At 61.8% G+C, this 25,112-nt stretch carries 22 protein-coding genes and 2 tRNA genes; 8 read left to right on the top strand and 16 right to left on the bottom strand.

All coding sequences use genetic code 11. From position 1 onward, the window contains the following. Nucleotides 1-68 precede the first annotated feature (68 nt). Complete coding sequence (locus ACINK1_RS02115; RefSeq protein ID WP_376801719.1) at nucleotides 69-1,310, bottom strand: DUF1501 domain-containing protein; 1,242 nt, start codon at nucleotides 1,308-1,310, stop codon at nucleotides 69-71. A 5-nt stretch (nucleotides 1,311-1,315) separates the two neighbouring features. Further along, nucleotides 1,316-2,764: a DUF1800 domain-containing protein gene (locus tag ACINK1_RS02110; RefSeq protein ID WP_376801720.1), complete on the bottom strand. Its 1,449-nt coding sequence runs from the start codon at nucleotides 2,762-2,764 to the stop codon at nucleotides 1,316-1,318. Nucleotides 2,765-2,806: 42 nt separating this feature from the next. On the opposite strand from ACINK1_RS02110, the gene ACINK1_RS02105 reads away from it, so the two are divergent. Continuing rightward, on the top strand, nucleotides 2,807-2,956 hold the full coding sequence (locus ACINK1_RS02105) for a hypothetical protein (protein ID WP_376801721.1): 150 nt from the start codon (nucleotides 2,807-2,809) through the stop codon (nucleotides 2,954-2,956). A 34-nt stretch (nucleotides 2,957-2,990) separates the two neighbouring features. Then, the gene (gene phaR / locus ACINK1_RS02100) at nucleotides 2,991-3,560 is read left to right on the top strand and encodes a polyhydroxyalkanoate synthesis repressor PhaR (protein ID WP_376801722.1); all 570 of its coding nucleotides are present in this window, start codon (nucleotides 2,991-2,993) and stop codon (nucleotides 3,558-3,560) included. A gap of 113 nt (nucleotides 3,561-3,673) precedes the next feature. Here phaR and ppa read toward each other — a convergent pair whose 3' ends face one another. The 3 genes from ppa to ACINK1_RS02085 form a co-directional block, all read right to left on the bottom strand. Beyond that, nucleotides 3,674-4,213 carry an inorganic diphosphatase gene (ppa, locus tag ACINK1_RS02095; protein WP_376801723.1) on the bottom strand — a complete coding sequence of 180 codons (540 nt, stop codon included), beginning with the start codon at nucleotides 4,211-4,213 and terminating at the stop codon, nucleotides 3,674-3,676. Nucleotides 4,214-4,409: 196 nt separating this feature from the next. Then, entirely contained in the window at nucleotides 4,410-4,682 is a 273-nt protein-coding gene (locus tag ACINK1_RS02090) for a hypothetical protein (protein ID WP_376801724.1), read from the bottom strand. A 132-nt stretch (nucleotides 4,683-4,814) separates the two neighbouring features. Continuing rightward, nucleotides 4,815-5,348: a GNAT family N-acetyltransferase gene (locus ACINK1_RS02085; RefSeq protein ID WP_376801725.1), complete on the bottom strand. Its 534-nt coding sequence runs from the start codon at nucleotides 5,346-5,348 to the stop codon at nucleotides 4,815-4,817. A gap of 144 nt (nucleotides 5,349-5,492) precedes the next feature. Here ACINK1_RS02085 and ACINK1_RS02080 point away from each other — a divergent pair, with 144 nt between their 5' ends. Next, nucleotides 5,493-6,023 carry a L,D-transpeptidase gene (locus ACINK1_RS02080; RefSeq protein ID WP_376801726.1) on the top strand — a complete coding sequence of 177 codons (531 nt, stop codon included), beginning with the start codon at nucleotides 5,493-5,495 and terminating at the stop codon, nucleotides 6,021-6,023. Nucleotides 6,024-6,027: 4 nt separating this feature from the next. Here ACINK1_RS02080 and typA read toward each other — a convergent pair whose 3' ends face one another. The 3 genes from typA to ACINK1_RS02065 form a co-directional block, all read right to left on the bottom strand. Beyond that, nucleotides 6,028-7,860 carry a translational GTPase TypA gene (gene typA, locus ACINK1_RS02075; RefSeq protein ID WP_376801727.1) on the bottom strand — a complete coding sequence of 611 codons (1,833 nt, stop codon included), beginning with the start codon at nucleotides 7,858-7,860 and terminating at the stop codon, nucleotides 6,028-6,030. 105 nt (nucleotides 7,861-7,965) lie between these two features. Further along, the gene (locus ACINK1_RS02070; protein ID WP_376801728.1) at nucleotides 7,966-9,282 is read right to left on the bottom strand and encodes a TAXI family TRAP transporter solute-binding subunit; all 1,317 of its coding nucleotides are present in this window, start codon (nucleotides 9,280-9,282) and stop codon (nucleotides 7,966-7,968) included. Between the two features lie 85 nt (nucleotides 9,283-9,367). After that, nucleotides 9,368-10,597 carry an argininosuccinate synthase gene (locus ACINK1_RS02065; RefSeq protein ID WP_376801729.1) on the bottom strand — a complete coding sequence of 410 codons (1,230 nt, stop codon included), beginning with the start codon at nucleotides 10,595-10,597 and terminating at the stop codon, nucleotides 9,368-9,370. A gap of 179 nt (nucleotides 10,598-10,776) precedes the next feature. Between ACINK1_RS02065 and ACINK1_RS02060 the strand changes: the two genes are divergently transcribed. Both ACINK1_RS02060 and rpmF read left to right on the top strand, forming a co-directional pair. Beyond that, the gene (locus ACINK1_RS02060; RefSeq protein ID WP_376801730.1) at nucleotides 10,777-11,370 is read left to right on the top strand and encodes a 2-hydroxychromene-2-carboxylate isomerase; all 594 of its coding nucleotides are present in this window, start codon (nucleotides 10,777-10,779) and stop codon (nucleotides 11,368-11,370) included. Nucleotides 11,371-11,480: 110 nt separating this feature from the next. Further along, on the top strand, nucleotides 11,481-11,666 hold the full coding sequence (gene rpmF, locus ACINK1_RS02055; RefSeq protein ID WP_376801731.1) for a 50S ribosomal protein L32: 186 nt from the start codon (nucleotides 11,481-11,483) through the stop codon (nucleotides 11,664-11,666). A 6-nt stretch (nucleotides 11,667-11,672) separates the two neighbouring features. On the opposite strand, the gene ACINK1_RS02050 is transcribed toward rpmF, so the two are convergent. Next, nucleotides 11,673-12,110, bottom strand: a complete 438-nt coding sequence (locus ACINK1_RS02050) for a heme-binding protein (RefSeq protein ID WP_376801732.1) — start codon at nucleotides 12,108-12,110, stop codon at nucleotides 11,673-11,675. Nucleotides 12,111-12,219: 109 nt separating this feature from the next. Here ACINK1_RS02050 and ACINK1_RS02045 point away from each other — a divergent pair, with 109 nt between their 5' ends. Beyond that, a complete protein-coding gene (locus tag ACINK1_RS02045) occupies nucleotides 12,220-13,806 on the top strand; it encodes a gamma-glutamyltransferase family protein (protein ID WP_376801733.1) in 1,587 nt (528 codons plus the stop codon). Here ACINK1_RS02045 and ACINK1_RS02040 read toward each other — a convergent pair whose 3' ends face one another. Then, nucleotides 13,807-14,067, bottom strand: coding sequence for a hypothetical protein (locus ACINK1_RS02040; RefSeq protein WP_376801734.1), 261 nt, complete (start codon nucleotides 14,065-14,067; stop codon nucleotides 13,807-13,809). It abuts the gene before it with no gap. A gap of 268 nt (nucleotides 14,068-14,335) precedes the next feature. Here ACINK1_RS02040 and ACINK1_RS02035 point away from each other — a divergent pair, with 268 nt between their 5' ends. Beyond that, nucleotides 14,336-16,045, top strand: a complete 1,710-nt coding sequence (locus ACINK1_RS02035) for an EAL domain-containing protein (RefSeq protein WP_376801735.1) — start codon at nucleotides 14,336-14,338, stop codon at nucleotides 16,043-16,045. 92 nt (nucleotides 16,046-16,137) lie between these two features. After that, nucleotides 16,138-16,212, top strand: a tRNA-Gly gene (locus tag ACINK1_RS02030). A gap of 65 nt (nucleotides 16,213-16,277) precedes the next feature. Here ACINK1_RS02030 and ACINK1_RS02025 read toward each other — a convergent pair. The 6 genes from ACINK1_RS02025 to ACINK1_RS02000 form a co-directional block, all read right to left on the bottom strand. Then, nucleotides 16,278-17,165 (bottom strand): transglutaminase family protein, encoded by an 888-nt coding sequence (locus tag ACINK1_RS02025; protein WP_376801736.1) that lies wholly within the window; start codon nucleotides 17,163-17,165, stop codon nucleotides 16,278-16,280. Between the two features lie 8 nt (nucleotides 17,166-17,173). Continuing rightward, nucleotides 17,174-19,576: a circularly permuted type 2 ATP-grasp protein gene (locus ACINK1_RS02020; RefSeq protein ID WP_376801737.1), complete on the bottom strand. Its 2,403-nt coding sequence runs from the start codon at nucleotides 19,574-19,576 to the stop codon at nucleotides 17,174-17,176. Nucleotides 19,577-19,579: 3 nt separating this feature from the next. Next, complete coding sequence (locus ACINK1_RS02015; protein ID WP_376801738.1) at nucleotides 19,580-22,903, bottom strand: DUF2126 domain-containing protein; 3,324 nt, start codon at nucleotides 22,901-22,903, stop codon at nucleotides 19,580-19,582. A gap of 86 nt (nucleotides 22,904-22,989) precedes the next feature. Continuing rightward, nucleotides 22,990-23,196: a hypothetical protein gene (locus ACINK1_RS02010; RefSeq protein WP_376801739.1), complete on the bottom strand. Its 207-nt coding sequence runs from the start codon at nucleotides 23,194-23,196 to the stop codon at nucleotides 22,990-22,992. Then, on the bottom strand, nucleotides 23,193-24,884 hold the full coding sequence (locus tag ACINK1_RS02005; RefSeq protein WP_376801740.1) for an FAD-dependent monooxygenase: 1,692 nt from the start codon (nucleotides 24,882-24,884) through the stop codon (nucleotides 23,193-23,195). Before ACINK1_RS02005 ends, ACINK1_RS02010 begins: the two co-directional genes overlap by 4 nt. Before the next feature lie 113 nt (nucleotides 24,885-24,997). Further along, nucleotides 24,998-25,073, bottom strand: a tRNA-Thr gene (locus ACINK1_RS02000). Nucleotides 25,074-25,112 lie beyond the last annotated feature (39 nt).

The raw sequence follows: 25,112 nt of genomic DNA, 5'->3' as shown, positions 1-25,112 counted from the left end.
GTCTCGACAACAATGCCCGCGTCCACCGCTCGAAGTCAATTTGCCGCACACAACTCTTATGTAGGTAGTTATGCGCCGATCAGCCCCTGCATCGGCCTGACGCCGGCGCTATCGGGGAAAATCCTGTCTCCCAATACCTTGGCGCTGAGGCCGAACTGGTCGGCAAGCAGACCTTTGAAGACGCTTCTGAGGTCCGTTGTCGGTTTAAGATCGCGGTTTTGATAAAGATCAGCCTCACTCAGCCCCGGCCAGTCGGCGATCACCCGCCCGCCCCTGATGGCGCCACCAGCGAGGAAGGCCATTGTACCGGTCCCGTGATCGGTGCCGATGGTGCCGTTGATGCGCGCGGTCCGCCCGAACTCGGTGACAGCGACAATCGCCGTGTTCTTCCAGCGCGCTCCGAGCCCCGTTTCGAAAGCCGCAAAGGCGCCATCAAGACCGCTCAGCAATTGCGCCAACCGCCCGGTCGGCCCGCCCTCATTGGCATGCGTATCCCAGCCATCAAAAGCCAGTGCTGCAATTCGCGGCCCCTCATCGCTGGCCATAAGGCGGGCTGCACCCTCGGCTGCCTGACGCATGCCGGGAATGGAATTAGGCCCGCCTCTGGGCTTGGCCGCCTCTGCGGTCAGGCCACCACGCTGCGCCAGCCTGTCGGTATCGATACCGCGGCTGAGGGCCGAGAAAAGGGTTTTGTCGCGATGCTGATAGAGATCAAGCACGCGGGCGGTCAGATCATCCGCTGCACCGGGGACACCCTGTGGTGCCCAGCCGAGGACAGGGGCGGCCCCGCGCAGGATAAGCGGCGTTGCAACGCCAATGCCCAGCGCCCGCGCCCGGGCGATCTTGTCGCCCTGAGGCAGCGCCTGTAGCGCCCGATTGAGCCAGCCCGAAGCGAGCGAGCCCACCCCCGGCAGACCGGATTCCAGCACGTCCTGGCCGTCGAAATGGGAACGGTCGCGATAATTGGTGGCCACCGCATGTATGATCGCGGCCTGTCCGGCGCGAAAATAGCGGGCGAAATGGCTCATGGCGGGATGAAGGACGAAAAAACTGTCGAGCGGCAATCCGCCATGGCTGCCCGTTGCCGCCAGCGCGAGATCGCCATGGAGCCTGGCGTAGTTTGGATCGCCCACCGGGCCGACCGCAGCCAGCCCATCAAGCGCGCCGCGCAGGATGATCACAACCAGCCGCGGATCGCGGCCATCGGCGGCAAAGGCGAGCCTTGGCATATGTGCCCAGGCAAAGAGCGCTCCGCTGCCCGCGAGCACACGCCGCCGCGACAGGCCAGGCTGTTCGCAAAAATCCCGCATCGTCCCTATCTCCGTTGCATTTCAGGCGACATGAGCAGGAGCGCCAGGCCCTGCTGGCGGCTTTCTGCACGGCTTACCGCCTGGCGCGTTTCGATAGAAGCCGCCGCGCCGATCGCCCGGTCCAGAACGTCAAGCGGATTGGCGACGTCGCGCATCCGGTTGGCGATGAGGGCTGCCACGTCAAGACGCTGCTTCATGCCTTCGGCAGACGCCCAGGCGCTGACTGTGTCCGGCCAGCCATTGGGGCCCGGCGGCTGCCATAGCGGCATGCCAAGCAGGCTGAGCGCATTGAGCGTCGCATCGGCATTCTCCGGCATGCGCCCCGTCAGGCGCGCGGCGGCGATCAGAAACTCATAAGGGTTGCGCATCTTGTCGAGCCGTGCTGCCCACGCTTCATCCGCCTCGATCAGTGCCAGCGTCACCGCCCGCAGATCACCACCGCTTTCGAGAAACCGTTTGGAGAGCCGCTGCACCAGTGCCGGTGGGGGAATATCAGCAACAAAATGCTGAATCAGCTTGGTGGCGATGTGGCGGGCGGTCGCCGGGTGGCGGGCAAGATCGGCAAGGGCAGCCTCGCCCTGCTCGCTGCCGCCATCACGGTAGATTTTACCGAGCAGCGTTACCTCGCCAGGTTCATGGGCATTCGTATTGAAGATGAAACGACCCGGCTCGCCGAGCCGTCCCTCGCGCCCGACATAGGTCCAGCCGGTGATGATCCGCGCCAGCGCCGTCACATCGCCTTGGGTATATCCAGCGCCGACCCCCAGCGTATGCAGCTCAAGTATTTCGCGCCCGAGATTTTCATTGAGCCCGAGCTTCCGGTTAAGGCCGGCCTTTGACGTCGGGCCGACCGATTGCTGGTTATCAAGATAGTGCAGCATGGCCGGATGCTGTTCGACAGCCCGCAGCATGTCGGCGAAGCGCCCGAGGACATGCGGGCGAATGGCTTCGCGTTCGAAGGCGCCGGCGGTGATGCGCACAAACTGGCTTTTGCGTGCCGAGACGCAGAAATGATTTGACCAGAACGCAACCAGCCTTTCGCTGATCCCGCATCGGGCGGAAATGGCGCGTTGCAGACGGGCATAAGCGTCGGCGCGGAAGGCCTGCTGCTCGAGACTGGGCGGCTTTGCGGACGCTGGCTTCACGCCATCGCGAGGCTTGGCATTGTCAGGCGGCGCGCCGTTCGTCACCAGCGGTGGTTCGGACGCATTGTCTTTTGTCGTTTTGCGCTCCTGCTTGACGCGCTCCTGAGCATCAAACAGCGCCTGGATCAGAAGCGGGCTTGCTTTCAGTGGGGCGCCATCCAGCAGACTGACACCTGGCTGGTTCAGTTCAGCCTTGACGAAGCCACGCGGGTCGGCGGCGGCTGCCGCAATATCGCCATCGCCGCGCGAGCCATAACCAAACCGTGTCAGCGCGACAAAACCCTGCCGTAATGCGTCCGGCGCTGCCATGCGTGTTGTTCCTCAGAGCCAAGCCTCCAGCTTAGCTTGCCGATGGCGGATGATTCTGTCGATCCTGTGAAGGAAACGCCGAAACGCGCAAAAACCGACGAAGACAAGCGCGCGATCCGCAAAGCTGCGCATTCCGCCATCGTGAAATCTGCTTGGCAGCAAGGTGAAAACCGCCCTATCGTGGCCCGATAAGCGCGGTTTGCGCGCCAGAAGGGTGGCCCACAGCATGTCGGACACGGAAAATCCGGTCATCGTCAAGAAATACGCCAATCGTCGGCTCTACAACACCGACAGTTCGACCTATGTGACGCTTGAAGACCTGGCCGAGATGGTCAAGGCGGGTACGGTTTTTGTCGTCAATGACGCCAAGACGGGCGAAGACATCACGCGCTCCGTGCTGACGCAGATCATTTTCGAGCAAGAAAGCAAGGGCCAGAATTTGCTGCCCGTCGCCTTCCTGCGCCAGTTGATCCCGTATTACGGCGACAGCCTGCAGAACCTCGTACCGGGCTTTTTGGAAGTATCCCTGCACAGCTTTTCACGCGAGCAGGAACGGTTCCGCGACCAGATGGCGAAAACCTTCGGCGCGCCCTTCGAGGTTTACGAAGGGCAGGTCCGGCATAATCTGGCGATGTTCGAACAGGCGTTCCGCATGTTCCTGCCGTTCGCCAATCCGGGAAAAGCGCCGCCGGCGGGCAGCGACAAACCGGACAAAAATGAAAGCGAACTCGAGACCATGCGCCGCCAGATGGCCGAGATGAAGCAGCAGCTCGATATGCTGTCAAAGAAGCGCTGATAAGAGAAATATCGGCGACAGCATTATCGCTGAAACGGCCCGGGCGCTGGTTGCGTTTAGGCGGAAGTGCGATCCCCCTCGCCTGAAAGCGTTCTGAAAGGCCGCGGCAGCGTTCAGGTTTTTTTACTTGCTGTCGCCCGATCAATGGCCTCGACGATCATTCTCTGCGCGTCCGCCGCGCTGCCCCAGCCCTTCACCTTGACCCATTTTCTGGGCTCCAGATCTTTGTAATGCTCAAAGAAATGGGCGATCTGCGACAGGGTGATGTCGGGAAGATCGGTATATTCATGGACTGATTCATACCGCCTCGTCAGGCGCGGCACTGGAACGGCGATGATTTTTTCATCGCCCCCCGCCTCGTCCTCCATCATCAGCACGCCAACCGGGCGCACGGCTATCACGGCGCCGGGAAAGATGCCGCGCTGATTGGCAATCAGCACATCGATCGGATCGCCATCATCGGACAGGGTATGGGGGATGAAGCCGTAATTCCCGGGATACCTCATGGAGGTGTAGAGAAACCGGTCGACGACCAGCGTGCCGGCGTCCTTGTCCATTTCGTACTTGATCGGCTCGCCGCCGACCGGCACCTCAACGATGACATTCACTTCGCGCGGCGGGTCGCGGCCAATCGATATCGCTTCAATACGCATGCTGGATCTCTGGGCTGGGTGAACGGGCCCTTTCAGTCGATGACGCCAGCTGCGGGCGACGTCAACCCAATAATACGGATATTGCGCAAGGTATTTGCACCCGGGCGATGGCCGCCGGGTGCGTCCAAACGCAGCGAGGCGACGCTCTCACGCCGCCCCGGCAGTTTCAACGCAGTGATGATCGCCTGTCAAAGTCTCAACGGTAGTGGCGGCGATGCGTGGCATGGTGCTTGTTATGACGGGTGTGGCGGTGATAGCGATGGCGGCGCGGCGCGCCGAGATGGTTGGCGATATGGGGCCCGGACGTATATCCAACGCCGGCGCCGACAATGGCACCCACCGGACCGCCGACCAGTGCGCCGGCGCCGGCGCCAAGAAGCCCGTCCGTCAGACGTTCATTGGCAAATCCGGTTGCCGGTGCGAGCATCAGCGCGGCGACAAAGCCGCCGATCATCAACAATTTTTTCATGGTCCACCTCGGGTTGCTGAGCTTGGACAGGACAGCGTCTTGTGACGCAAAACGCTTCCCACGCCGGAAGGGCGCATATCCAGGCATGCGAGCCTATGGAGAGGAAACGCCATCACCAGGCGTTTGGTTCCCTCAGTCTTTGCTGGCGTGCTGCATGGCAAAGAGGAAGGCAAGCTTGCGCAGCCGCGCCTCGCCGAAGCGTTCCTCGCCGATGGCTGCCGCCGAGCCGCCATGATGGCGATAAAATGAGAGCGCAGTTGTGTTGGCCGCCAGCGCCCACACCACCACCTTGTCGCAGCCATAGCTGGCAAGGCGCCCCAGCGCGGCACGGAACAGGCGGCTGCCAAATCCGATGCCTTGATATTCAGGTTTGAGATAGATTTCGTAGATTTCGCCATCGGCGCCGAAACGTCGCCCGGTCCGCGCCGCCCCGAAACTGACGTAGCCAACAATATCATCGCCGACGGTGAGCACCATCAGCCCTGAACCCGATTTCTCGATCGTCCGCGCCCACCATTCCGGTCCGCGCCGCTGCACGGCCTTTTCCAGCGCAATGCCTGGCAAAATTCCGGCATAGGCCAATCGCCACGCCGCATCATGCACCGCAGCGATGTCAGCGGCGTCAAGCCTGTCAGCGGTACGGATGTCAACGCTCAGGACCTTCATGAGGGAGAAGTCTAAGCAGGATGGCGATAAAGTAAACAGCCTATGAAGCTCATTGACATTTAACCCTAAGGCGCAGGAATCCTCGCTGCGAACGAGGCTTTCATATAAATTCCCATTATTCCTCAATCCTTGGCGGGATTTGTCATGCGTTCCCACGATCATCGGTTGCACCGCATCATGGCGCGCCTCGGCGCAATTTTTATGGTGTCGGGCTCGCTCACCCTGATCGCGCAGCCGGCATCTGCCCGCGATCTGGTTGCCTTTGCCAGCGCACCTGCCGGCGCCATCGTCATCCGCAACCATGAACGCGCGCTCTATTTCACGCTGGGTGGCGGGCGCGCGATCCGCTATCCGATCGCCATCGGCCGGCAGGCCAAGCAATGGGTTGGCTCAACCGTGGTCGAGCGCAAGGTGCCGTTTCCCGTCTGGCAGCCGCCGGCGGTCGTGCGCGCGGACAGTCCCAACCTGCCGGCACTGGTGCCGCCCGGGCCAAAAAATCCGCTGGGAACCCGCGCCCTCGTCCTCGGGCGCGCTGAATATGCCATCCACGGCACCAATGCGCCGCAATCCATCGGCCGGGAAGCCTCCTATGGCTGCATCCGCATGTTCAACCCAGATGTCGAGGACCTGTTCCAACGGGTCAGCGTCGGCACGCCGGTTTATGTGGTGAACTAGACCCTCAATTCGCCATGGCGATGGTACCGCTTTTCTCGAAGCGTTTGCGCTCTGTCGGATCAAGATAGCGCTTGCGCAGGCGGATGTTGGTCGGCGTCACCTCAAGCAGTTCGTCGTCCTGGATCCACGCCAGCGCCTTTTCCAGCGTCATGCGGATGGGTGGCGTGAGGCGCACCGCCTCGTCCTTGCCCGACGCACGCACGTTGGTGAGTTTCTTGCCCTTCAGAACATTCACTTCCAGATCGTTGTCGCGCGTATGCTCGCCAACGATCATGCCGCGATAGACCTTGACGCCCGGCTCGATCATCATCGGCCCGCGATCTTCCAGATTCCACATCGCATAGGCGACCGCTTCACCCGCTTCATTCGAGATCAGCACGCCATTGCGCCGCCCCGGCAACTCGCCCTTGAAGGGCTGGTAGGCGTGGAACAGGCGGTTCATGATGGCGGTGCCGCGCGTATCGGTCATCAGTTCCGACTGGTAGCCGATGAGGCCGCGGGTGGGCGCATGGAAAACCAGACGCAGGCGATTGCCGCCAGACGGGCGCATCTCCGCCATCTCGCCGCGCCGCTCCGAGAGCTTCTGCACCACGACGCCGGAATGCTCCTCGTCCACGTCGATGACGACCTCTTCAATGGGTTCCAGAACCTCGCCGCTCGTCTCGTCTTTTTTAAGCACAACGCGCGGGCGGGAGACTGCGATCTCGAAGCCTTCGCGACGCATCGTCTCGATGAGGATGGCAAGCTGCAATTCGCCACGGCCTGAGACGAAGAAGCTGTCCTTGTCTTCCGATTCCTCGATCTTCAGCGTCACATTGCCTTCCGCCTCCTTGAACAGGCGGTCGCGGATGACACGGCTCGTCACCTTGTCGCCCTCGGTGCCGGCAAGGGGCGAATCATTGACGATGAAGGATACCGTCACCGTCGGAGGATCGATCGGCTGGGCGGGGATCGCCTCATTCACTTCGGTGGCGCAGAAGGTGTCGGCGACCGAGCCTTTCTGCAGGCCGGCAATCGCCACGATATCTCCTGCGACCCCTTCCTCGATGGGCTGGCGCTCGATGCCGCGGAAGGCGAGGATCTTGCTGACGCGCCCCTGCTCGAGGAGTTTGCCGTCATGATGCAGGATCTTGATCGACTGGTTGGGCTTGACGGATCCGGAAATGATACGGCCCGTCACCATGCGCCCGAGGAACGGGTTGGCTTCCAGAATGGTGCCGATCATGCGGAACGGCCCCGGCTCGGTGCGCGCGACCGGCACATGCTCCAGCACCAGATCAAAGAGCGGGGCAAGGCCCTGATCGGACGGGCCTTCGGGCTTTGCTGCCATCCAGCCATCGCGCCCTGAGCCGTAAAGGATAGGAAAATCAAGCTGATCGTCATTGGCGTCAAGTGCGGCGAAAAGATCAAAGACTTCATTGATCACTTCCTGGGCGCGGGCATCCGGGCGGTCGACCTTGTTGACCGCAACGATGGGGCGAAGCCCGACCTTGAGGGCCTTGCCAACGACGAATTTGGTCTGCGGCATCGGTCCTTCGGCAGCGTCCACGAGCACGATGACGCCGTCTACCATGTTGAGAATGCGCTCAACCTCACCGCCGAAATCGGCGTGGCCGGGCGTATCGACGATGTTGATGCGCGTGTCCTTCCATACCACCGAGGTGGCTTTGGCCAGGATAGTGATACCGCGCTCGCGCTCGAGATCGTTTGAATCCATGACGCGCTCGACCACCCGCTGGTTGTCACGGAAAGCGCCCGATTGCTGCAGGAGTTTGTCGACGAGTGTCGTCTTGCCGTGATCGACGTGGGCAATAATGGCGATGTTGCGCAGCTGCATTCGGGCACCGATACTTTCGAGGGAGGTGCGCCATGGGGCGCGGCGCCCTTATATCGAGGGTTTGCGGCGGTGGCGAGATTAAATTATCGAATGCCGTTAACCGGCCTATTCGGCGGCCATCGCGTTTTTCACCATTCCCTCGCCGATCCGGCGGCGGCGATCAGCGATGGCATGGCGCACCTGGTCAAGCGTGAGAGCAAAGGTCGTCACCTGCTGCTGGTCGAAATCGCGCTCGGAAATATGCTTCAACGCCACGGCGAATACCTCACTGGCGCGTTGATCGGCTGCGTCAAGCTCGTCGATGCTCATCGCCTGGCGCGCCTGCAGCAAGGTCTGCAACAGAGTAGCGATGGCGTCGCGATAAGGCTCCGGACGCCTGGCATTGGCATGGCTGGCAAGAGCGGCAAGACCGGACCCGCAGATCGATAATGCCATGATCCCTATGTAGAAAAGATCACCATAGCGATCAAAAAAGCCGCGCACATTGCCTTCGTAATAGGACGAAGCGCCGGGATGAAGCGCCAATTCGCCGGCGCGGTCAGCGTCGGGAGCGGAAATCCGTGCCGCGCTCGGTTCTTCGCCAGCGATGGCGACGCGCAGTGCAAAAATCTGCTGGATGAGCGAGGCGATCACCGCCTCACCGACGTTCTTGTTAGCAACCAGGCGGTGTGTCACCGCGATGGTTGGTATTGATTCAGGCGGATGGGGTGGCGCGCCACCAAACACCCCACGCACCAGCTCGTCGGCCAGCAGGGACGGGCTGCGCTGGGCAATCGCCGGGGCTTCGCTGATCGGCAGATAGAGGGGAGGCTGGCCCAGTTCCGCGGTGACACGGGCATCCAGCCGTCCCATCAAGCGGCTGGTGGGAATGCCAACCGTCATGATCGCCGCGATATGGCCGTTTGCCAATTCGCGGGCAGCATCCGCCATTTCAAGCGGACGCAGCTGCACGTCCAGAGCGGCGGCGCCGTAATAGGCAAGAAGCTTCTGTATCAGGCTGACATTGAGGGCTGCAGCTGACACCACACCGATATCCTTGCCCCGCAACTCCGCCATCGTCGTCACGCCGCTTTTTGGTCTGGCAAGCAGCACGACCTGCTCGCGGCGCAGATCGACCACTCCCAGCGCGTCGTCGGGTGCGGTGATGTCAGAGCGCAGTACCGCGAGGTCCGCACCATTGCTCTCAAGGGCGGCGGCGCTGGTTGCCGAGCCTTCAGTGGTGATGATCTTGAGGCGGACATTGGCTTTCTCGCGCGCCAGAAGATGCGCCAGCACCGCGATGAGGCGATGGTTTTCCGAGCCGACCGGCCCAACGGCTACCCGGAGCGTGGTTGGCAGCGACAAAGCATAATAACCGATGGCGACGACAGCGACGAGGCCGAGCACGGCTGCCACCATCGTCCATATTGTCTGACGCCGCATTTAACCGCCCTGATCCCGCATCACCTGACGCGCGCTCTCTATCGTCGTCAATGGGCTGCAAATATGGCCGAACGGACCGCCCGCGTCACGGCTTTCTCTTCGCCCGCTGTGCGAGCGTGCGCAGCCGCAGGGCGTTCAGCTTGATGAAGCCGGCGGCATCGTGATGATCATAGGCCACCGCGCCCTCCTCGAAGGTGACCAATTCCTGATCATAGAGCGAATAGGGGCTTTCGCGCCCGATCACCGTCACATTGCCCTTGTAGAGCTTGAGGCGTACCCGCCCGGTGACCATTTCCTGACTTTTGTCGGCCATGGCCTGGATCATCTCGCGCTCGGGGGCGAACCAGAAGCCGTTATAAACCAGCTCCGCGTAGCGCGGCATGAGCGATTCCTTCAGGTGCATCGCCTCGCGGTCCAGGGTGAGCGATTCGATGCCGCGATGCGCCACATGCAGGATGGTGCCGCCCGGCGTTTCGTAGATGCCGCGTGATTTCATGCCGACAAAGCGATTTTCAACCAGATCGAGACGGCCAATGCCGTTGGCTTTGCCCAATTCGTTGAGACGGGTGAGCGCCATGGCAGGTGACAGGGCCACGCCGTCGATGGCAATTGCATCGCCCTTCTCGAAATCGATGCTGATGATGGTTGCCTTGTCGGGGGCGTCCTCAGGCGCAATGGTTCGCATATAAACCAGTTCAGGCGCTTCAATCGCTGGATCTTCCAGCACCTTCCCTTCGGATGAGGAGTGGAGAAGATTGGCGTCGACCGAGAACGGCGCTTCGCCACGCTTGTCCTTGGCAATCGGAATCTGGTTGGCTTCGGCAAATGCCAGCAGCTTGGTACGCGACAACAGGTCCCATTCGCGCCATGGTGCGATCACGCGGATCGACGGGTTGAGCGCGTAGGCGGTGAGTTCAAAACGTACCTGATCATTGCCCTTGCCGGTGGCGCCATGGGCGATCGCGTCGGCGCCCACCTTCTCGGCGATCTCGATGAGTTTCTTGGCAATCAGCGGGCGCGCAATCGAGGTGCCGAGAAGATACTGGCCCTCGTAAAGCGCGTTCATGCGGAACATCGGATTGACGAAATCGCGCACGAATTCCTCGCGCACATCCTCGATATAGATGTTCTGCGGTCTGATACCGAGCAATTCCGCCTTGCGCCGTGCCGGCTCCAGCTCCTCGCCCTGACCAAGATCAGCGGTGAAGGTGACCACTTCAGCCTGATAATGCGTCTGCAGCCATTTGAGGATGACAGAGGTATCGAGCCCCCCTGAATAGGCGAGAACGACCTTCTTGACCGGTGGCTGCGTCATGACGATGTTACCATTTGTGAGAGAAACCGCCGCCTTCTATCGGCTAAGCGGCGCTGATGACAACCCCGTCACCGCCGGGCACGCGGCCACGCTCCCCATTTTTTACCGACGACGCATTGCAGAAGAACGCGACGCACTGCACAGTGCGTGACCGCAATAGCGCAGTTCCGGAGTGGGCGATGATCGAATTCTGGTACGATTTTGCCTCGACCTACTCGCATATAGCCGCCCAGCGCATCGATGCCCTTGCCAAGGCAGCCGGCACGACGGTGCGCTGGCGTCCTTTCCTGCTTGGCCCCATCTTCGCCGGTCAGGGCTGGTCGACGTCACCCTTCAATCTTTTCCCCTCCAAGGGCAAGTATATGTGGCGGGACATGGAGCGCTGGTCGGCGGAGCTTGGCCTCAAGCTGGTGAAGCCGCAGCCTTTTCCGGCCAATTCGCTGATGGCTGCCCGCATTGCCCTTGCCGGCGAGGAGGGCGGGTGGATCGGCGATTTCTCCCGGCGCGTCTTTGCCGCCGAATTCTGCGAAGGTGCCAACATCGCCGATCTGGAGGTGCTGCGCGCCATTTTGTCGGCGATGAACCTCAACCCCACGCAGATCCTTGATGCGGCACGCGCGGATGCGGTGAAAAGCCGTCTGCGCTCGCAGACCGATCTTGCCACCCATCTGGGCCTTTTTGGCGCGCCGAGCTTCGTCGTCGACGGCGAAATCTTCTGGGGCAATGACCGGCTGGAAGAGGCGCTGCGCTGGTCCGACAGGCCGTGGGCTTGAGAATTGTCGCAACGCATAGTCGCCCCTTCCCATCGCCCTCCTTTTCGGCTATAGGCCGCGTTCCTTTGCGGCGCCCTCAGCGGGCGCGCTTTTTTTTCGGAGTTTGAGCCGTGGCCGTTCCCAAGAGAAAAACCTCGCCGTCGCGGCGCAACATGCGTCGCTCGCATGACAAGCTTGCCCAGCCGACCTATGTCGAGGACAAGGATTCAGGCGAGATGCGCCGCCCGCACCACATCGACCTCAAGACCGGCATGTATCGTGGCCGCCAGGTACTGAAGGCGAAATCCGACGTCTGAGGCGGCTCACGCCGCTCCGCCATCGCCGGTCAATCCGACCCCGGCGATGCCAGCCAGCGCGCAAGCCTCATCGGCATCCGACGTGTCGCCCGATATGCCGACCGCTCCGATGATCGCGCCCTTGGCGCTGCGGATCAGCACGCCGCCCGCCACCGGCACCATGCGCCCGTCGGTTACCGCGCCATAGGCTGAAACGAAATACGGACGCTCCAGCGCCATCTTTTGGATCGCCCGGCTGCCCATGCCAAGGCCAAGCGCGCCGTAGGCTTTGCCGAACGCGATCTCAAAGCGCATCAGCGATGTGCCATCGGCCGCCGCCGCCGCTTTGAGCGCGCCACGCTCGTCCAGCACCACCACACATAAGGGTTTGAGCTGCAGACGCGCGCTTTCGTTTAAAGAGAGCTTGATAATCTTCTGCGCCTTGTTGAGCGTAAGCATGGCCATCGGCAGTTCCCGGTTCTGTGGACGTGTTCAACCTGCGCTAGGCGAGCGCCGGCGGATATGCAAGAAAAAGAACAGGCCTGAGCCACAAGTAACAATTATCGGGGGAACCATGCGCGATTTTCAATTTCCCGGGCGCTCGCCCGTCTATGCCACGCGCGCCATGGTCGCGACCTCCCATCCGCTGGCGAGCGAGACGGCGATACGTACTTTACGCGAGGGTGGAACCGCAGCCGATGCGGCGGTGGCGGCGGTGGCGCTTTTATGTGTGCTTGAGCCGCACATGGTGAGCCCGGCGGGGGATTGTTTTTTTATTGTCTCAAAACCGGGAAAACCGCTTGAGGGTTATAATGGCTCGGGCCGTTCGGCGAAGGCGGCAAAGCTCGACTGGTTCAAGGAGCGCGGCTATGGTCCGGGGATCCCTGAGCACGACATTCATGCCGTTACTGTCCCTGGCGCGGTCGAGGCGTGGGAGACGTTGCTGAAACGCCATGGGCGCTTTGGCCTTGACCGCGCCCTGCAGCGCGCCATCGAGATTGCCGAGAACGGCCATGCGGTGGCGCCGCGCGTTGCCCAGGACTGGCGCACTCATGTGCCACCTGGCGGCGATGCCGGCTTTGCCAAGCATTATCTGCCGGGCGGGCGTACGCCGCAGGCGGGCCAGATATTCGTCAACAAGGCGCTTGGCAAAACCTATCGGCTTTTGGCCAAGCAGGGCGCACGCGCCATGTATGAGGGCGAGATCGGCGAGGATATCGTCAAGACCATTCAGGCGCATGGCAGCCTGATGACCATGGATGATTTCGCAGCCCATAAGGGTGAGGTGGTGAAACCGATCACCGCTCCCTATGAGGGCTATGATGTTGCTGAAATTCCGCCCAATGGTCAGGGGCTGACGGCGCTGGTCATTCTCAATATTCTGGAACAGTTTGACCATCGGGCCTTTGGCCCCCTGTCGGCCGAGCGTTACCATCTGCTGCTCGAGGCAACGCGTCTTGGCTATGCGATGCGCGATCAGGAAATCGGCGAATCGGCGGCGATGAGCCGCAGCGTCAAGGCGCTGACATCCAAGGCCTATGGCAAAAAGCTCGCCGGTCTTATATCGCGCGATCACCGGCTTTCACCCAAGGCGTTTCCACCACCGCGCCCCGAAAACCATACCGTCTATCTGTCGATCATCGATCAGGACGGGATGGCGATTTCGTTCATCTGCTCGATTTTTTCCAATTTCGGGGTCGGCAGGGCGACCAAGAAAACCGGCCTTGTGCTGCAAAACCGCGGCTCATCCTTCCGCGTCATTGACGGCCACCCCAATGCCATCGCCCCATCAAAGCGTCCGATGCACACCATCATCCCCGGTATGGTGATGAAGAATGGCGAGGTCGAAGCGAGCTTCGGCGTCATGGGTGGCGCCTACCAGGCCTGCGGCCATGCCCATATCCTGACCAATATGTTCGATTACGGCATGGATCCGCAGGAAGCGCTTGATCAGCCGCGTGCTTTCTTTGACGGCCCGTCGACAACCGCCGAGCGCTCACTGCCGGCTGAGGCACTGGAAGGGCTCGCGCAGCGTGGTCATGACATCAAGATGCCGCTTGGCCCCATCGGCGGCGGGCAGGTGATCCGTGTCGACCGGACCCGCGGTATCCTGATTGGCGGATCGGACCCGCGCAAGGATGGCATGGCGCTTGGCTATTGATCAGGCGCGAATATCGAGCCCTGGCTGCGTCGGCGGGGCTGACAGGAATGTGCCGACCGCCTGATAGAATGCAACAGCCTGTGCCGGCTCGACACGGCGCTTGTCGCGAGTTTGTGGCAGTTGATCGCGGGTAGCCAGAAGTTGTGCCACCAGCGCGCTCACGCCATGGCGGTGGGCCGGGCGGCAGGACGAGATGGCGATCGGGGGTTCGACAGCGATCAAGGCGTGCCCGCTTTCGGTCGTTTCTCCCCGGGTTGACACCCTGCCGTGCTCCACATGAGTGGATTGCGGGACAGATCGCGAAGGGTTTAGCGCAGTTATCATCAGCAAACCTGTAGCAAAACGGGACTGATCATCCGGTCCCATCACGATTTGCAATCAATGTGCCATTAACCTTCCTGCCGGGTCGTGGAAACGCATGACCCGATTATGGTGTTCAGCCATCGCTTTCGTGGGCGGGCTTTGTGGTTTCGTAACCGCTTCACGACATGATGACGGCTGCAGTGGAAACGGGGTACGGGACGCCGGGATGAACCAGCCAACAATGTCAGAGGGCACGGATTGCGTCGGGCTTGACCTTGCCGCCAGCCTCAACGCCGCAGGCGAGGCCGCCTATTGCTGGGATATTTCCTCTGATCGCCTGGAGTGGAGCGCCAATGCGCCGTCCTTCTTTGCGGCAGTCGGCGATGCCGTGCCTGCGAGCGGGCGCACCCTTGCTGGCCTGATTGCGGATAATGCTTCCTCGCGCCATGACATGATCATGAATGACACCGCGCGCCCCGGGCCGGAGGGGGCGGTGTTTACCATGCAATATCGCCTCAAACGGACGTCACCAAGCACTGGCTGGGTGGAAGAAACCGGTCGATGGTTTGCGGGTGCTGATGGCAAGCCCGCCCGCGTAATGGGCGTCGTGCGCGCCATTGATGAGCGCCATGAGGCTGAGGAGGCTTTGCGCATTCTCAGCGAAATTGATCCTTTGACAGGCACGCTCAATCAGAACCGGCTTTTGTCATTGATTGATCAGGAAATGATCGTCAGCCGTCGCGAGAAACGCCATTTTGCGCTTCTTCTGGCCTCGGTTGACAATCTGTCCACCATCAATGCGGGTCTTGGTTTCAGCATCGGCGATGAGGCGCTGAAGGCGGTGACGGCGCGGCTCTCCAGCAATCTGCGCGGGCGCGACAGCATCGGCCGCTTCACCGGCAATAAATTCGCGATTTTGCTGCGCCAATGCGACGCCAGCGAGATGGCGATTGCCGCGCAGCGTTTCATCGATGTGACGCGCGCGCAACTGGTCACGACGTCGGCCGGTCCCGTTACCGTCAGCCTGTCGGTTGGCGGGGTTGTCGGCCCCCGCACCATTGCGTCCAGCCGGGATCTTCTGGCCGAAGCGCATGAAGCGCTGTCGGAAGCCAAAGCGAAGAAACGCGGCCTGTTCATTCCCTTTGATCCGCAAGCCTCGCGCTCACAGTCGCGCCGGGCCGACGGGCGGGTGGGCGAAGGCCTCATCAAGGCGTTGAACGAGCGGCGTATAGCGCTTGCCTGTCAGCCTATTGTTCACGCCGGCAGCCGTCTGCCCTATTCCTACGAAGCGCTGATGCGCGTGGAAGGCGAGGATGGTGACACGCTGCCGCCCGGTCTTCTGGTGCCGGTCGCCGAACGGCTGGGTCTGTGCGGGCTTCTCGATCATCGCGTCCTTGAGCTTGGGCTTGATCTCCTCGCCAGCCGCCCCGACACCCGCATCAGCGTCAACATCTCGGCACAGACAACGTCTGACCGTGAATGGCTTTCCATCCTTGCCTCGCGCCTGGTCAGCCGGGAGGATATGGCCAACCGGCTGGTGGTTGAAATGACTGAAAGCGCCGCCATCCAGGATATACAGGAGAGTGTGCGCTTCCTTGAACAAATCAAATCGCTGGGTTGCCGTGTTGCCATCGATGATTTCGGCGCCGGCCATACATCGTTTCGCTATCTGCGCGAAATGAAGGTTGATAGCGTCAAGATTGACGGCTCCTACATCAGCAATCTGGCAAATTCGCCCGAAAATCAGATTTTTGTGCGCACCATGATCAATCTCGCGCGCGAGCTTGGTATCCGCACCGTCGCCGAATGGGTCGGCTGCGAGGCAGATGCCCTGCTTCTTGAATCATGGGGTATCAACTACATGCAGGGTCATTTTTTCGGCGAAGCGATCCAGTCTGACAGGCTTCTCGAAACGCCTCTGGCCAGATGCGCCTGAGCGCGATTGCCAAGAAGCCTCTTGCAATCGCGCCCGTTCTGCGGCATCAACCGGGCCTCGCCGTTTCTCGACACGATCGGGAAACACGGAGCGCGGGTGTAGCTCAGGGGTAGAGCACAACCTTGCCAAGGTTGGGGTCGAGGGTTCGAATCCCTTCGCCCGCTCCAGATTTTTTGCGGTTATCATTTGGTAATTTGGCGCCCATACGTGACCCGTCTTCTGCGTGATGGTCTCACGTCCGCTCAGTGACAGCGATGACATCGACGGCCTGCTCGGTTTTCTGGCTGCCGGCGGTCTTGAGGATGCCGCTGACCGGCGCCACATCATTATAATCGCGACCGATCGCGACCACGATATGGTCGCTGCCAACCGTGATGCCGTTGGTCGGGTCAATTTCGATCCATCCTGCTTCAGTTCCGCACCACGCCATCACCCAGGCATGCATGGCATCCGCCCCTTCCAGACGCGGCTGGCCCTCGGGCGGGATGGTCCGCAGGAAGCCGCTGACATAGCCGGCTGGAATACCCATCGCGCGCAGGGCGGTGATCATGATGTGCGTGAAATCCTGGCAAACACCTTTGCGATGGGCGAAGGCGACGCCTGCCGGCGTCTTGACGTCGGTTGCCTCGGGATCAAAAGCGATATCGCGATGAAGCGCGTTCGAGATGGCGATGACATTTTCCAAGACCGGCAGGTCGCGGCGACTGATGGCGTGAGCATAGGCGGCGATGGCATTGTCGCGGCGGATGCGCTGCGATTGCCCGATAAAATGATGCGGCGAATAGGCATCCAGGCCGCGATAGCTGGCAATCTCGTCGGCCAGCGCGCCCAGGCGCGTCGGCATGTCGGGCTGCGCCCCGGCGTCGCTGCGCCGCACCCGCGCATGAACGGTGAAGCATAGTTCGTGCTGCACGTAGCGGTAGCTCGCATTGACGGTGGCATTGCCGAAGAAGTCGATCCCGTCCACGCGTGCCGTCGCACGCGGCTGGAAATCGAGATGGGAGGCGATCACTCTTTGGATGCCCGGCAGTTCACGCGGCAGAACACGCAGGATCTGGCTGCCGCTCGCCGTAAACTCGCCGAAGGAATACGAGATGCGCAGGGAGATATCGTAGAGCATGAGGATCTCTACTGGAAATAGGCCAAAGTCAGGATATCCGACATCTCGCCGAGGCGCTGCGAGAGAAGATCGAGAGCGGCGCCATCGAATGTTTCAGGTGTCAGAATGGCGATTTCGGACTGTGCGCGCAGGACAGCGCGGGCCAGCGGCGACATATGGCCATAGACATCAGCGCCCGGCAGATAGCTGATATGTTCGTGCATTTCCTTCACGCTGAAAAGGATCGAGCGCGGATTGAGCGGATCAAGGGCGATGAGATCAACCACGGTGTTGCGGGTCATGGCCACTGAATATTGCCGCCGATGTGTCATCGCGCTGTCGCCGATTTCAATCGCCAGTTCGAGCGCGCCGTCAAGTCCGGCGCCTTCAACGAAGGCCGTGAGGCCGGCAGCGATAAACGTCGCGCGCTCCAGCGCCCGGCCGATACTGAGGAAACGCCAGCCGACGAAGCGATACATGTTCTCGTGAACGAGGCCGGAAAATCCTGAAATCTTGCGCAGAAGAACCCGCATCGCGGCGGCCGCGTCATCTCCCGCCATCACGCTTTGCTGGAAGCGCAGGGCTGTCTTTTCGACATCCTGCAGTGCCATCCAGCCATCGACCGAGAAGCGCTCACGTATCTTGCTGGCGCTGTTGAGCGCGTGGCGCAATGTCTGCAGCAGACCGGCGGGGACCGGTGAGGTCACATCAAGGTCGCGGGCCTCCAGCGCATCGTGCAGCAATTCCAGCAGCGGATTGGTTTCAGCTGTCCCCTCGGCGAGGCGCAGATGATAGGCGCGCAGCAAACGGATATCGCCCTCGACCCGTTCGATATAGCGCCCGAGCCAGAAGAGATTGTCAGCCGCCCGGCTGGGCAGCGTGCCGGGCAGAGCGCGGGTGAAGGGACCAGGCGGCGGCGCCATCATCGTCTCGGTCGATACCGGCCGATCACTCACCACCCAGACGTCGGCAACCGACCCGCCGCGGCGCATGGCAATCGCGGTCGGATCCTCGCTTTTGCCAACGCGCGCATAACCGCCCGGCATCACTTGCCAGCCCTCGCTTGTGCGGGCGAGAAAGACCCGCAAACTCATGGGTCGCGGAACCAGCACGCCATCGACCAGCGCCGGCGTTGTCGACAGCGTCACGACTTCCTGACCGACAAAGCGCGCGCCATCCTCATCAATCATGCGCTCGAGCAAGCCGTCGTGTGGCTGCTGGAGCAGGTTGCCCGGTGCACCATGTTCATCGATTTCGAACGGCAGACGGGTCGACAGCGCTTCGCCGATCATCATATGGGCGGCGTGGCGGCGCACATGCTCGGCTTCCGCAGGATGGCCGCACCACCAGGTGGCGATGTTTGGCAAGGCGAGCTTCTGCCCAAGAAGATGTTCACTGAGCCGCGGCATGAAGGCGAGAAAGGCGCGCGATTCCAGGATGCCTGAGCCCAGCGCGTTGACCAGCGTCACATTGCCCTGCCGCGCCGCATGAACCATCCCCGCCGTGCCCAGTTGTGATGTTTCGTCAAGCTCGAGCGGATCGGCGAAATTACTGTCAAGTCGACGCCACAACACCTCGACCGGGACCAGGCCGGATACGGTTCTGACTTTCAGTTGCCCCTCTTCCACCGCCAGATCTTCGCCTTCAAGCAGGCCGAAGCCGAGATAACGGGCGATGTAGGCGTGTTCGAAATAGCTCTCATTCATCGGGCCGGGGGTGAGGATGGATGCGCGATGTGTGTCGTTGCGGCGCATGCCATTCAGCGTGTCGCGGAAACGACGAAAGAAACCGGCAAGACGGTGGATGCTGGTACCGGTATAGAAATCGGCGAATACCTTGGCTGTCGCGACGCGGTTCTCCAATGCAAAACCGGCGCCCGATGGCGCCTGTGTGCGGTCACCCAGTACCCACCACGAGCCATCGGGGCCGCGCCCGATCTCGAACGCGACAAAATGAAGAAAATGGCCGCCGCGCGGTTGCACGCCCACCATCGGGCGCAGCCATTCCTTGCTGGCAGCGATGAGCGAGGCCGGCAGATGGCCTGATGCGGCAAGGCGATTTTTGCCATAAATATCACTCACGACCGCTTCGAGAAGATCAGCGCGCTGGATGAGCCCGGCGGAAATAGTCTGCCATTCATGATCGTCGATAAGGATCGGCATATGGCTCAACGGCCAGTCGCGCTCAGCCGACCCCTGCCCATCATACTGGCGAAAATACACTCCCGCATTGTGGAGATATTGATCGCCTCGTGCCAGCATATGAGGAAGCCGGCTTTGTGGTATCGTCGCCAGATAATCAATGAAGCCGCGCCACACGGGGCGGATGTTGCCATGGGCATCCAGCAATTCGTCAGCCACCCCGGGCTGGCCCTGATATCGGCTCAGCAACGGCGAGAGCAGCGCTGACCGTCTGGCCGGCCCGAACGGCATCGTTTAAACGCCCGGCTGGCGACGCAGATCAAGCGTCATCGGGAATTCCGGGTGGATATCGGCTGCCACCGGCTCATAAGGCCCCGGCGAATGGCCGAAGGGGATAAAACGCGCCAGCCTTCGGGCTTCCGCTTCGTTGTTATTGACCGGAAATGTCTCATAGCTGCGCCCGCCGGGATGAGCGACATGATAGACGCAGCCACCGAGCGCGCGCCCGCTCCATCGGTCAAACACGTCAAATGTCAGGGGTGCATGTACCGGCACCTGCGGGTGCATGGCCTGCGCTGGCTGCCAGGCCTTGAAGCGTACACCGGCGACCGCCATTCCGCCGGTTCCGCTTGCCGTCAGCGGCACATGGCGCCGGTTGCATGACACGCTGTAGCGGGCTGGATCAGCGGTTGTCAGCTTGACCTGCAGGCGCTCGACGGAACTATCCGTATAGCGCACCGTGCCGCCGATGGCGCCCGTTTCGCCGAGAACATGCCAGGGTTCCAGTGCCTGCCGCAATTCGAGCCTCACCCCCTCGATGTCGATCTCCCCGCACAGGGGAAAGCGAAACTCCGCCTGCGCCTCGTACCATTCGGGGCGCAACTCGAAGCCATGGTGGCGAAGATCGGCCAGCACGTCGAGAAAATCCTGCCAGATATAGTGCGGCAGCATGAATCTGTCGTGGAGAACCGTGCCCCAGCGGGTGAGCGTGCCGCCAACAGGCTGCGCCCAGAAGCGCGCGACAAGGGCGCGCAGAAGAACCTGTTGCGCCAGGCTCATGCGCGGGTCAGGCGGCATTTCGAAGCCGCGAAATTCAACGAGCCCGAGACGCCCGGTTGGTCCATCGGGCGAGAACAGCTTGTCGATGCAGATTTCGGCCCGGTGCGTATTCCCGGTCACGTCGACCAGCAGATTGCGCAGCAACCGGTCAAGCAGCCATGGTCTGGGCGCCACACCTTCGCCCGGCCGGGGAATTTGCGCGAGCGCAATCTCAAGTTCGTAGAGCCCGTCATGGCGCGCTTCATCGATACGCGGCGCCTGGCTGGTCGGGCCGATGAAGAGGCCCGAGAACAGATAGGAGAGGCTGGGATGGCGCTGCCAGTGCAGGATGAAGCTGCGCAACAGGTCGGGCCGGCGCAAAAACGGGCTGTCGCCGACTTTCGCCCCGCCCAGCACCACGTGATTGCCGCCGCCCGTCCCGGTGTGGCGGCCATCGATCATGAATTTGTCAGCACCCAGACGGCATTGCCGGGCCTCTTCATAAACGGCTTGCGTGGTGGCGACGCATTCGCCCCAATTCGATGCCGGGTGGATATTGACCTCGATGACGCCGGGATCGGGAGCGACCCTGACGACGTTGAGCCGCGGATCGGCAGGTGGCGCGTAACCCTCGATATGGACCGGCAGCCCGAGCGCGCGGGCTGCGGCCTCGGCGGCGCTCACCAGTTCGAGATAATCCTCTACCTGCTCGACCGGCGGCATGAAAATGCACAAGCGGCCATCGCGCGGCTCGACACAGATGGCGGTGCGCACCTTGCCATCGACCGCCTCGAAGGATTGTTCGATGCGCTCTTGTGTGGCGCTGGCTGCGGTGAAATGGGCCGCTGCCTGCTCGCGGGGTGCAGCCGCGCGCGGCGCAAATTCCGGCAGCGCACCGAACTCCTGCGATGGATCGGCGGGATAGACATACGGGTATTCGGCTGGTGGTACATAAGGCAACGCGCCCAACGGCAGACGATACCCTGCCGGGCTGTCGCCTGGCACCAGAAACAGATGCGCGCGCCGCAGTGACCAACGCTCCGAGCGCCAGCGGGGGCGCGCATCCCTGGCCTGCCAGCGCTGGATCGGCAGCACATAGCCGGTCGGTTTGGTCAGGCCATGGGCGAAGACGCGGGCCATGCGGTGGCGTTCTTCCGCATCCTCGAGTCTGGAGTTTTCCGGTGTGACGTTTTCGGGAAGATTACTCTCCTTGAGGAGCCATTGGGCGGGATCCTCATAGGCAGGAACGATCGTGTCGTTGCTGACGCCTAACGCCTCAGCCATGGCGGTGAGGACTGCCTGGGCATCGCTCGGCGCGACGAGGGTCGGCGCGGCTTCGCGGGCGATCAAACCTTCATCGTGCCAGATCGGCTTGCCATCGCGCCGCCAGTAAAGCGAAAACGTCCAGCGCGGCAGGGTTTCGCCAGGATACCACTTGCCCTGACCATAATGCAGAAAGCCACCTGGTGCGAATTTCTCGCGCAGCCGCCTGATCAGCGTATCGGCAAGCGCCCGCTTGTGCGGGCCGACAGCGTCAGCGTTCCATTCCGCACTTTCAAAATCATCGATGGAGACGAAGGTCGGCTCGCCTCCCATCGTCAAGCGCACATCGCCATCGTCCAGCGCGGCGTCGACTTTTTGCCCCAGCGCATCAAGCGCTGCCCATGCCTCATCCGAAAACGGCTTGGTGATACGTGGATGCTCCGCCACCCGGCGCACCTGCATATCGAACGCGAATTCGACGTCAGCCGCGCTGGCGAGGCCGGCAATCGGCGCGGCGTTGCGATAATGCGGCGTGGCCGCGAGCGGTATGTGGCTTTCGCCCGTCAGCAAACCGGAGGTGGGATCAAGGCCGATCCAACCGGCGCCGGGAAGATAGACCTCCACCCAGGCATGGAGATCGGTGAAATCAACGCTTGTGCCGGGCGGGCCGTCAATGGCCACGAGATCAGGCTTCAGCTGGATGAGATAGCCGGACACAAACCGCGCAGCGAGGCCGAGATGGCGCATGACCTGCACCAGCAGCCAGCTTGAATCACGGCACGACGCCTGGCGGCGTGCCAGTGTTTCTTCGCCCGACTGGACACCTGGCTCCATGCGGATGACGTACCCAATCTCACGGGCGATGCGGGCATTGAGGCCGACGATAAAATCGACGGTGCGCAGCCGCTCGCGCGGGATGGTGGCGAGAAAAGCGGAAAGGAGCGGCCCTGCCGCCTCGGCGCGGCGGTAAATATCAAGATCAGGGCCGATATCCTCCGGGTAGGCGAAGGGCCAGAATTCAGCGCTTTCCTCGACGAAGAAATCGAACGGGTTGTAGACCGTCATGTCGGCCACCAGATCGACTTCGATCTTCAATTCCCGGACTGGCTCGGGGAAGACGAAGCGCGCCATCCAATTGCCGTAAGGGTCCTGCTGATGGTTGACGAAGTGGTTGGCCGGTGTGACTTTCAGACTATGCGAGATCACTCGCGTGCGGCTGTGCGGGGCCGGGCGGAGCCGGATGAGCTGGGGACCAAGTGTGACCGGGCGATCATACCGGTAATGGGTGAGATGATAGATACTGGCCTTGATCGACATGAAACCCCGATATTGACGCCCGCGGAATGGCTGGCAGTGTACATGTTTTATGGCGTTGCACTATGCTGATGCGGCGACGAACCGCTCTACGGTTTAGCGGCACCACCTTCCGTAATGCCAGCCAATGCTGCCTCAACCGCGTTTTGAAAACGTGACAGTTCGCCGGTGTCATGGGCCAGCAGCAGCGCCAGCCGGGTCAAAAACAGCGCCTCGGCGTCAGGCCCCGCGCGGTCAATCGCTGTCGCCAGAAGCTCGTAGGCCGCTTCCATCTCGTCAAACGGCATGGTGGTCATGACAGCGCAACTCCAAGACAGCGGCCGGCGGTGGTCAGGATTTCATCGCTGCTGAGGTTGGCCCAGCGCCCGGCGACATGGAGATCAGGGCGCAGAAGATAGATCGCGCCATCACACGCGGAGAAGCTTGCAGACAGAGCGCCATCAGCGTCGGCAATGGCGATTGCTGGCGCATCAGCGCCCGCGCCGCCAATGATGAGGGCCGTGAGCCGACGGTCGAGTGCTGCGAGCGCGCCGATAAGCGCTGCTTCCTCGCTGCTGAGGCCCCTTTGTCGAAAGATCATGAGCGTCATCCCATCGCCCGCATGATCCAGCAGATGGGTCCCGTCAGCGAGGCGAGGATTGGGAGCGGCTGCACCGCACACAGGTCCGCCGGCGAAGGCGCGGTCTCGCCCCGGATAGGGCGTGAGCTCGCTTGCCCCATAGGTATAGGGCTGCATCTGCCGGGGATTGGCGAGGGCGCGCGGAAATTCGTGATCAAGGCTGAGCGACAGCGCAGCGTCGCGCGCCAGCCGCCAGCCGCGTGTTGGCGGTGTCATGAAGCGTGTGCTTTTGGTGGCGTTGGCAAAAACGTCGAGCGTCGCCCCGCGCCGCTCCGGCGAATAGCTGTCGAGCAATCCTTCATCAGCCTCGCCGCGCGCCACCAACGCCAGCTTCCACCCGAGATTATGCGCGTCCGCCAGGCCATTATTGAGCCCGCGCACGCCGAAGATCGGCACGATATGGGCGCTGTCGCCAATGAAGAACACGCGCCCTTGGCGATAGTCATCAAGCAGCAGCGTGTTGGCTGAATAGATGCTCCACCATTCAAGCGCCCACGGGCCGGTATGGCCGATCTCCTCAAGGATCGCCGCCACGCGGGTGCGGATGTTCTCCTCGCTGATCGCCTCCTCGGCACGTTCGTTGTCACGCAATTGGTAGTCGACACGCCAGATATTGTCGGGCTGGCGGTGGATCAGTACGGTCCCGCCGGGATTGCTTTCAGGCTCGAACAGCGCCCGCCGTTCAGTCGGGAAATCATGGTCCATCTGCACGTCGGCAATGACGTAGCGGCCTTCATAATTCTCGCCCTTGAGGCGCAGGCCGAGCTGGGAGCGCAGCGTTGAACGCGCGCCGTCAGCGGCCAGCACATAGTCAGCGTCGAGCTGATAGGCACCCTCGGGGGAGGCAATCTCGAGGCGCACGCCGCCAGATTCGCTTGCAATGCCAGTGCATTCGCTCAGCCAGCGCATATCGATGAGCGGGGAGGCGGTGATGGCGTCATGGAGAAATTTTTCGACATATTGCTGCTGGAGATTATACATCGGCAGATATTTTTCGTGCGCCGGATGCGGCATGTCGAGGCGGAAGAATTGCCGCCCCTTGTAATAGCTGCGTCCGAATCGCCAGCCGAGCGCCTTGTCGATGAAGGGTTTCACCACGCCGAGACGCTCGAAAATATGCATGCTCGCCCGCGCGATACAGGTGGCGCGTGAGCCGTCGTTGAACGTCTCCTTATTGTCCAGGAGAACCGAGGCGACGCCGTAGCGCGCCAGTGTCAGCGCCGCCGTCATGCCGATCGGCCCCGCGCCGACGATCACCACCTGACGGCGCCGGGCAATGCCGTCGATTTCCGGTGCGCGTTTTGCTGCGAAGAGCGGATAATCGAAATAAAGCGAGTCGTAGGTTGAACGCCCGGCCGGCCGCATGCTCTCTCCCTGACGCTGTGAAGGCCCGGGGGAAGGTTACGACTGGCGATGCGGCATGTGCAACTGCGTTGGTAGCGAGGATACCAGCCAATGCCCTGTCATGGTTTGGAAAATGGTGCCGCTTAGGTGACTCGAACACCTGACCCCATCATTACGAATGATGTGCTCTACCAACTGAGCTAAAGCGGCATCGCGGAGCAAGGCCCCGCCGCGCGGTTCTCATAGGCG

It is taken from the genome of Raskinella chloraquaticus (SeqCode) (assembly GCF_021731865.1).
Classification (GTDB): Bacteria; Pseudomonadota; Alphaproteobacteria; order Rhizobiales; family UBA4765; genus Raskinella; species Raskinella chloraquaticus.
This window is presented reverse-complemented; position numbering and strand designations above follow the sequence as displayed.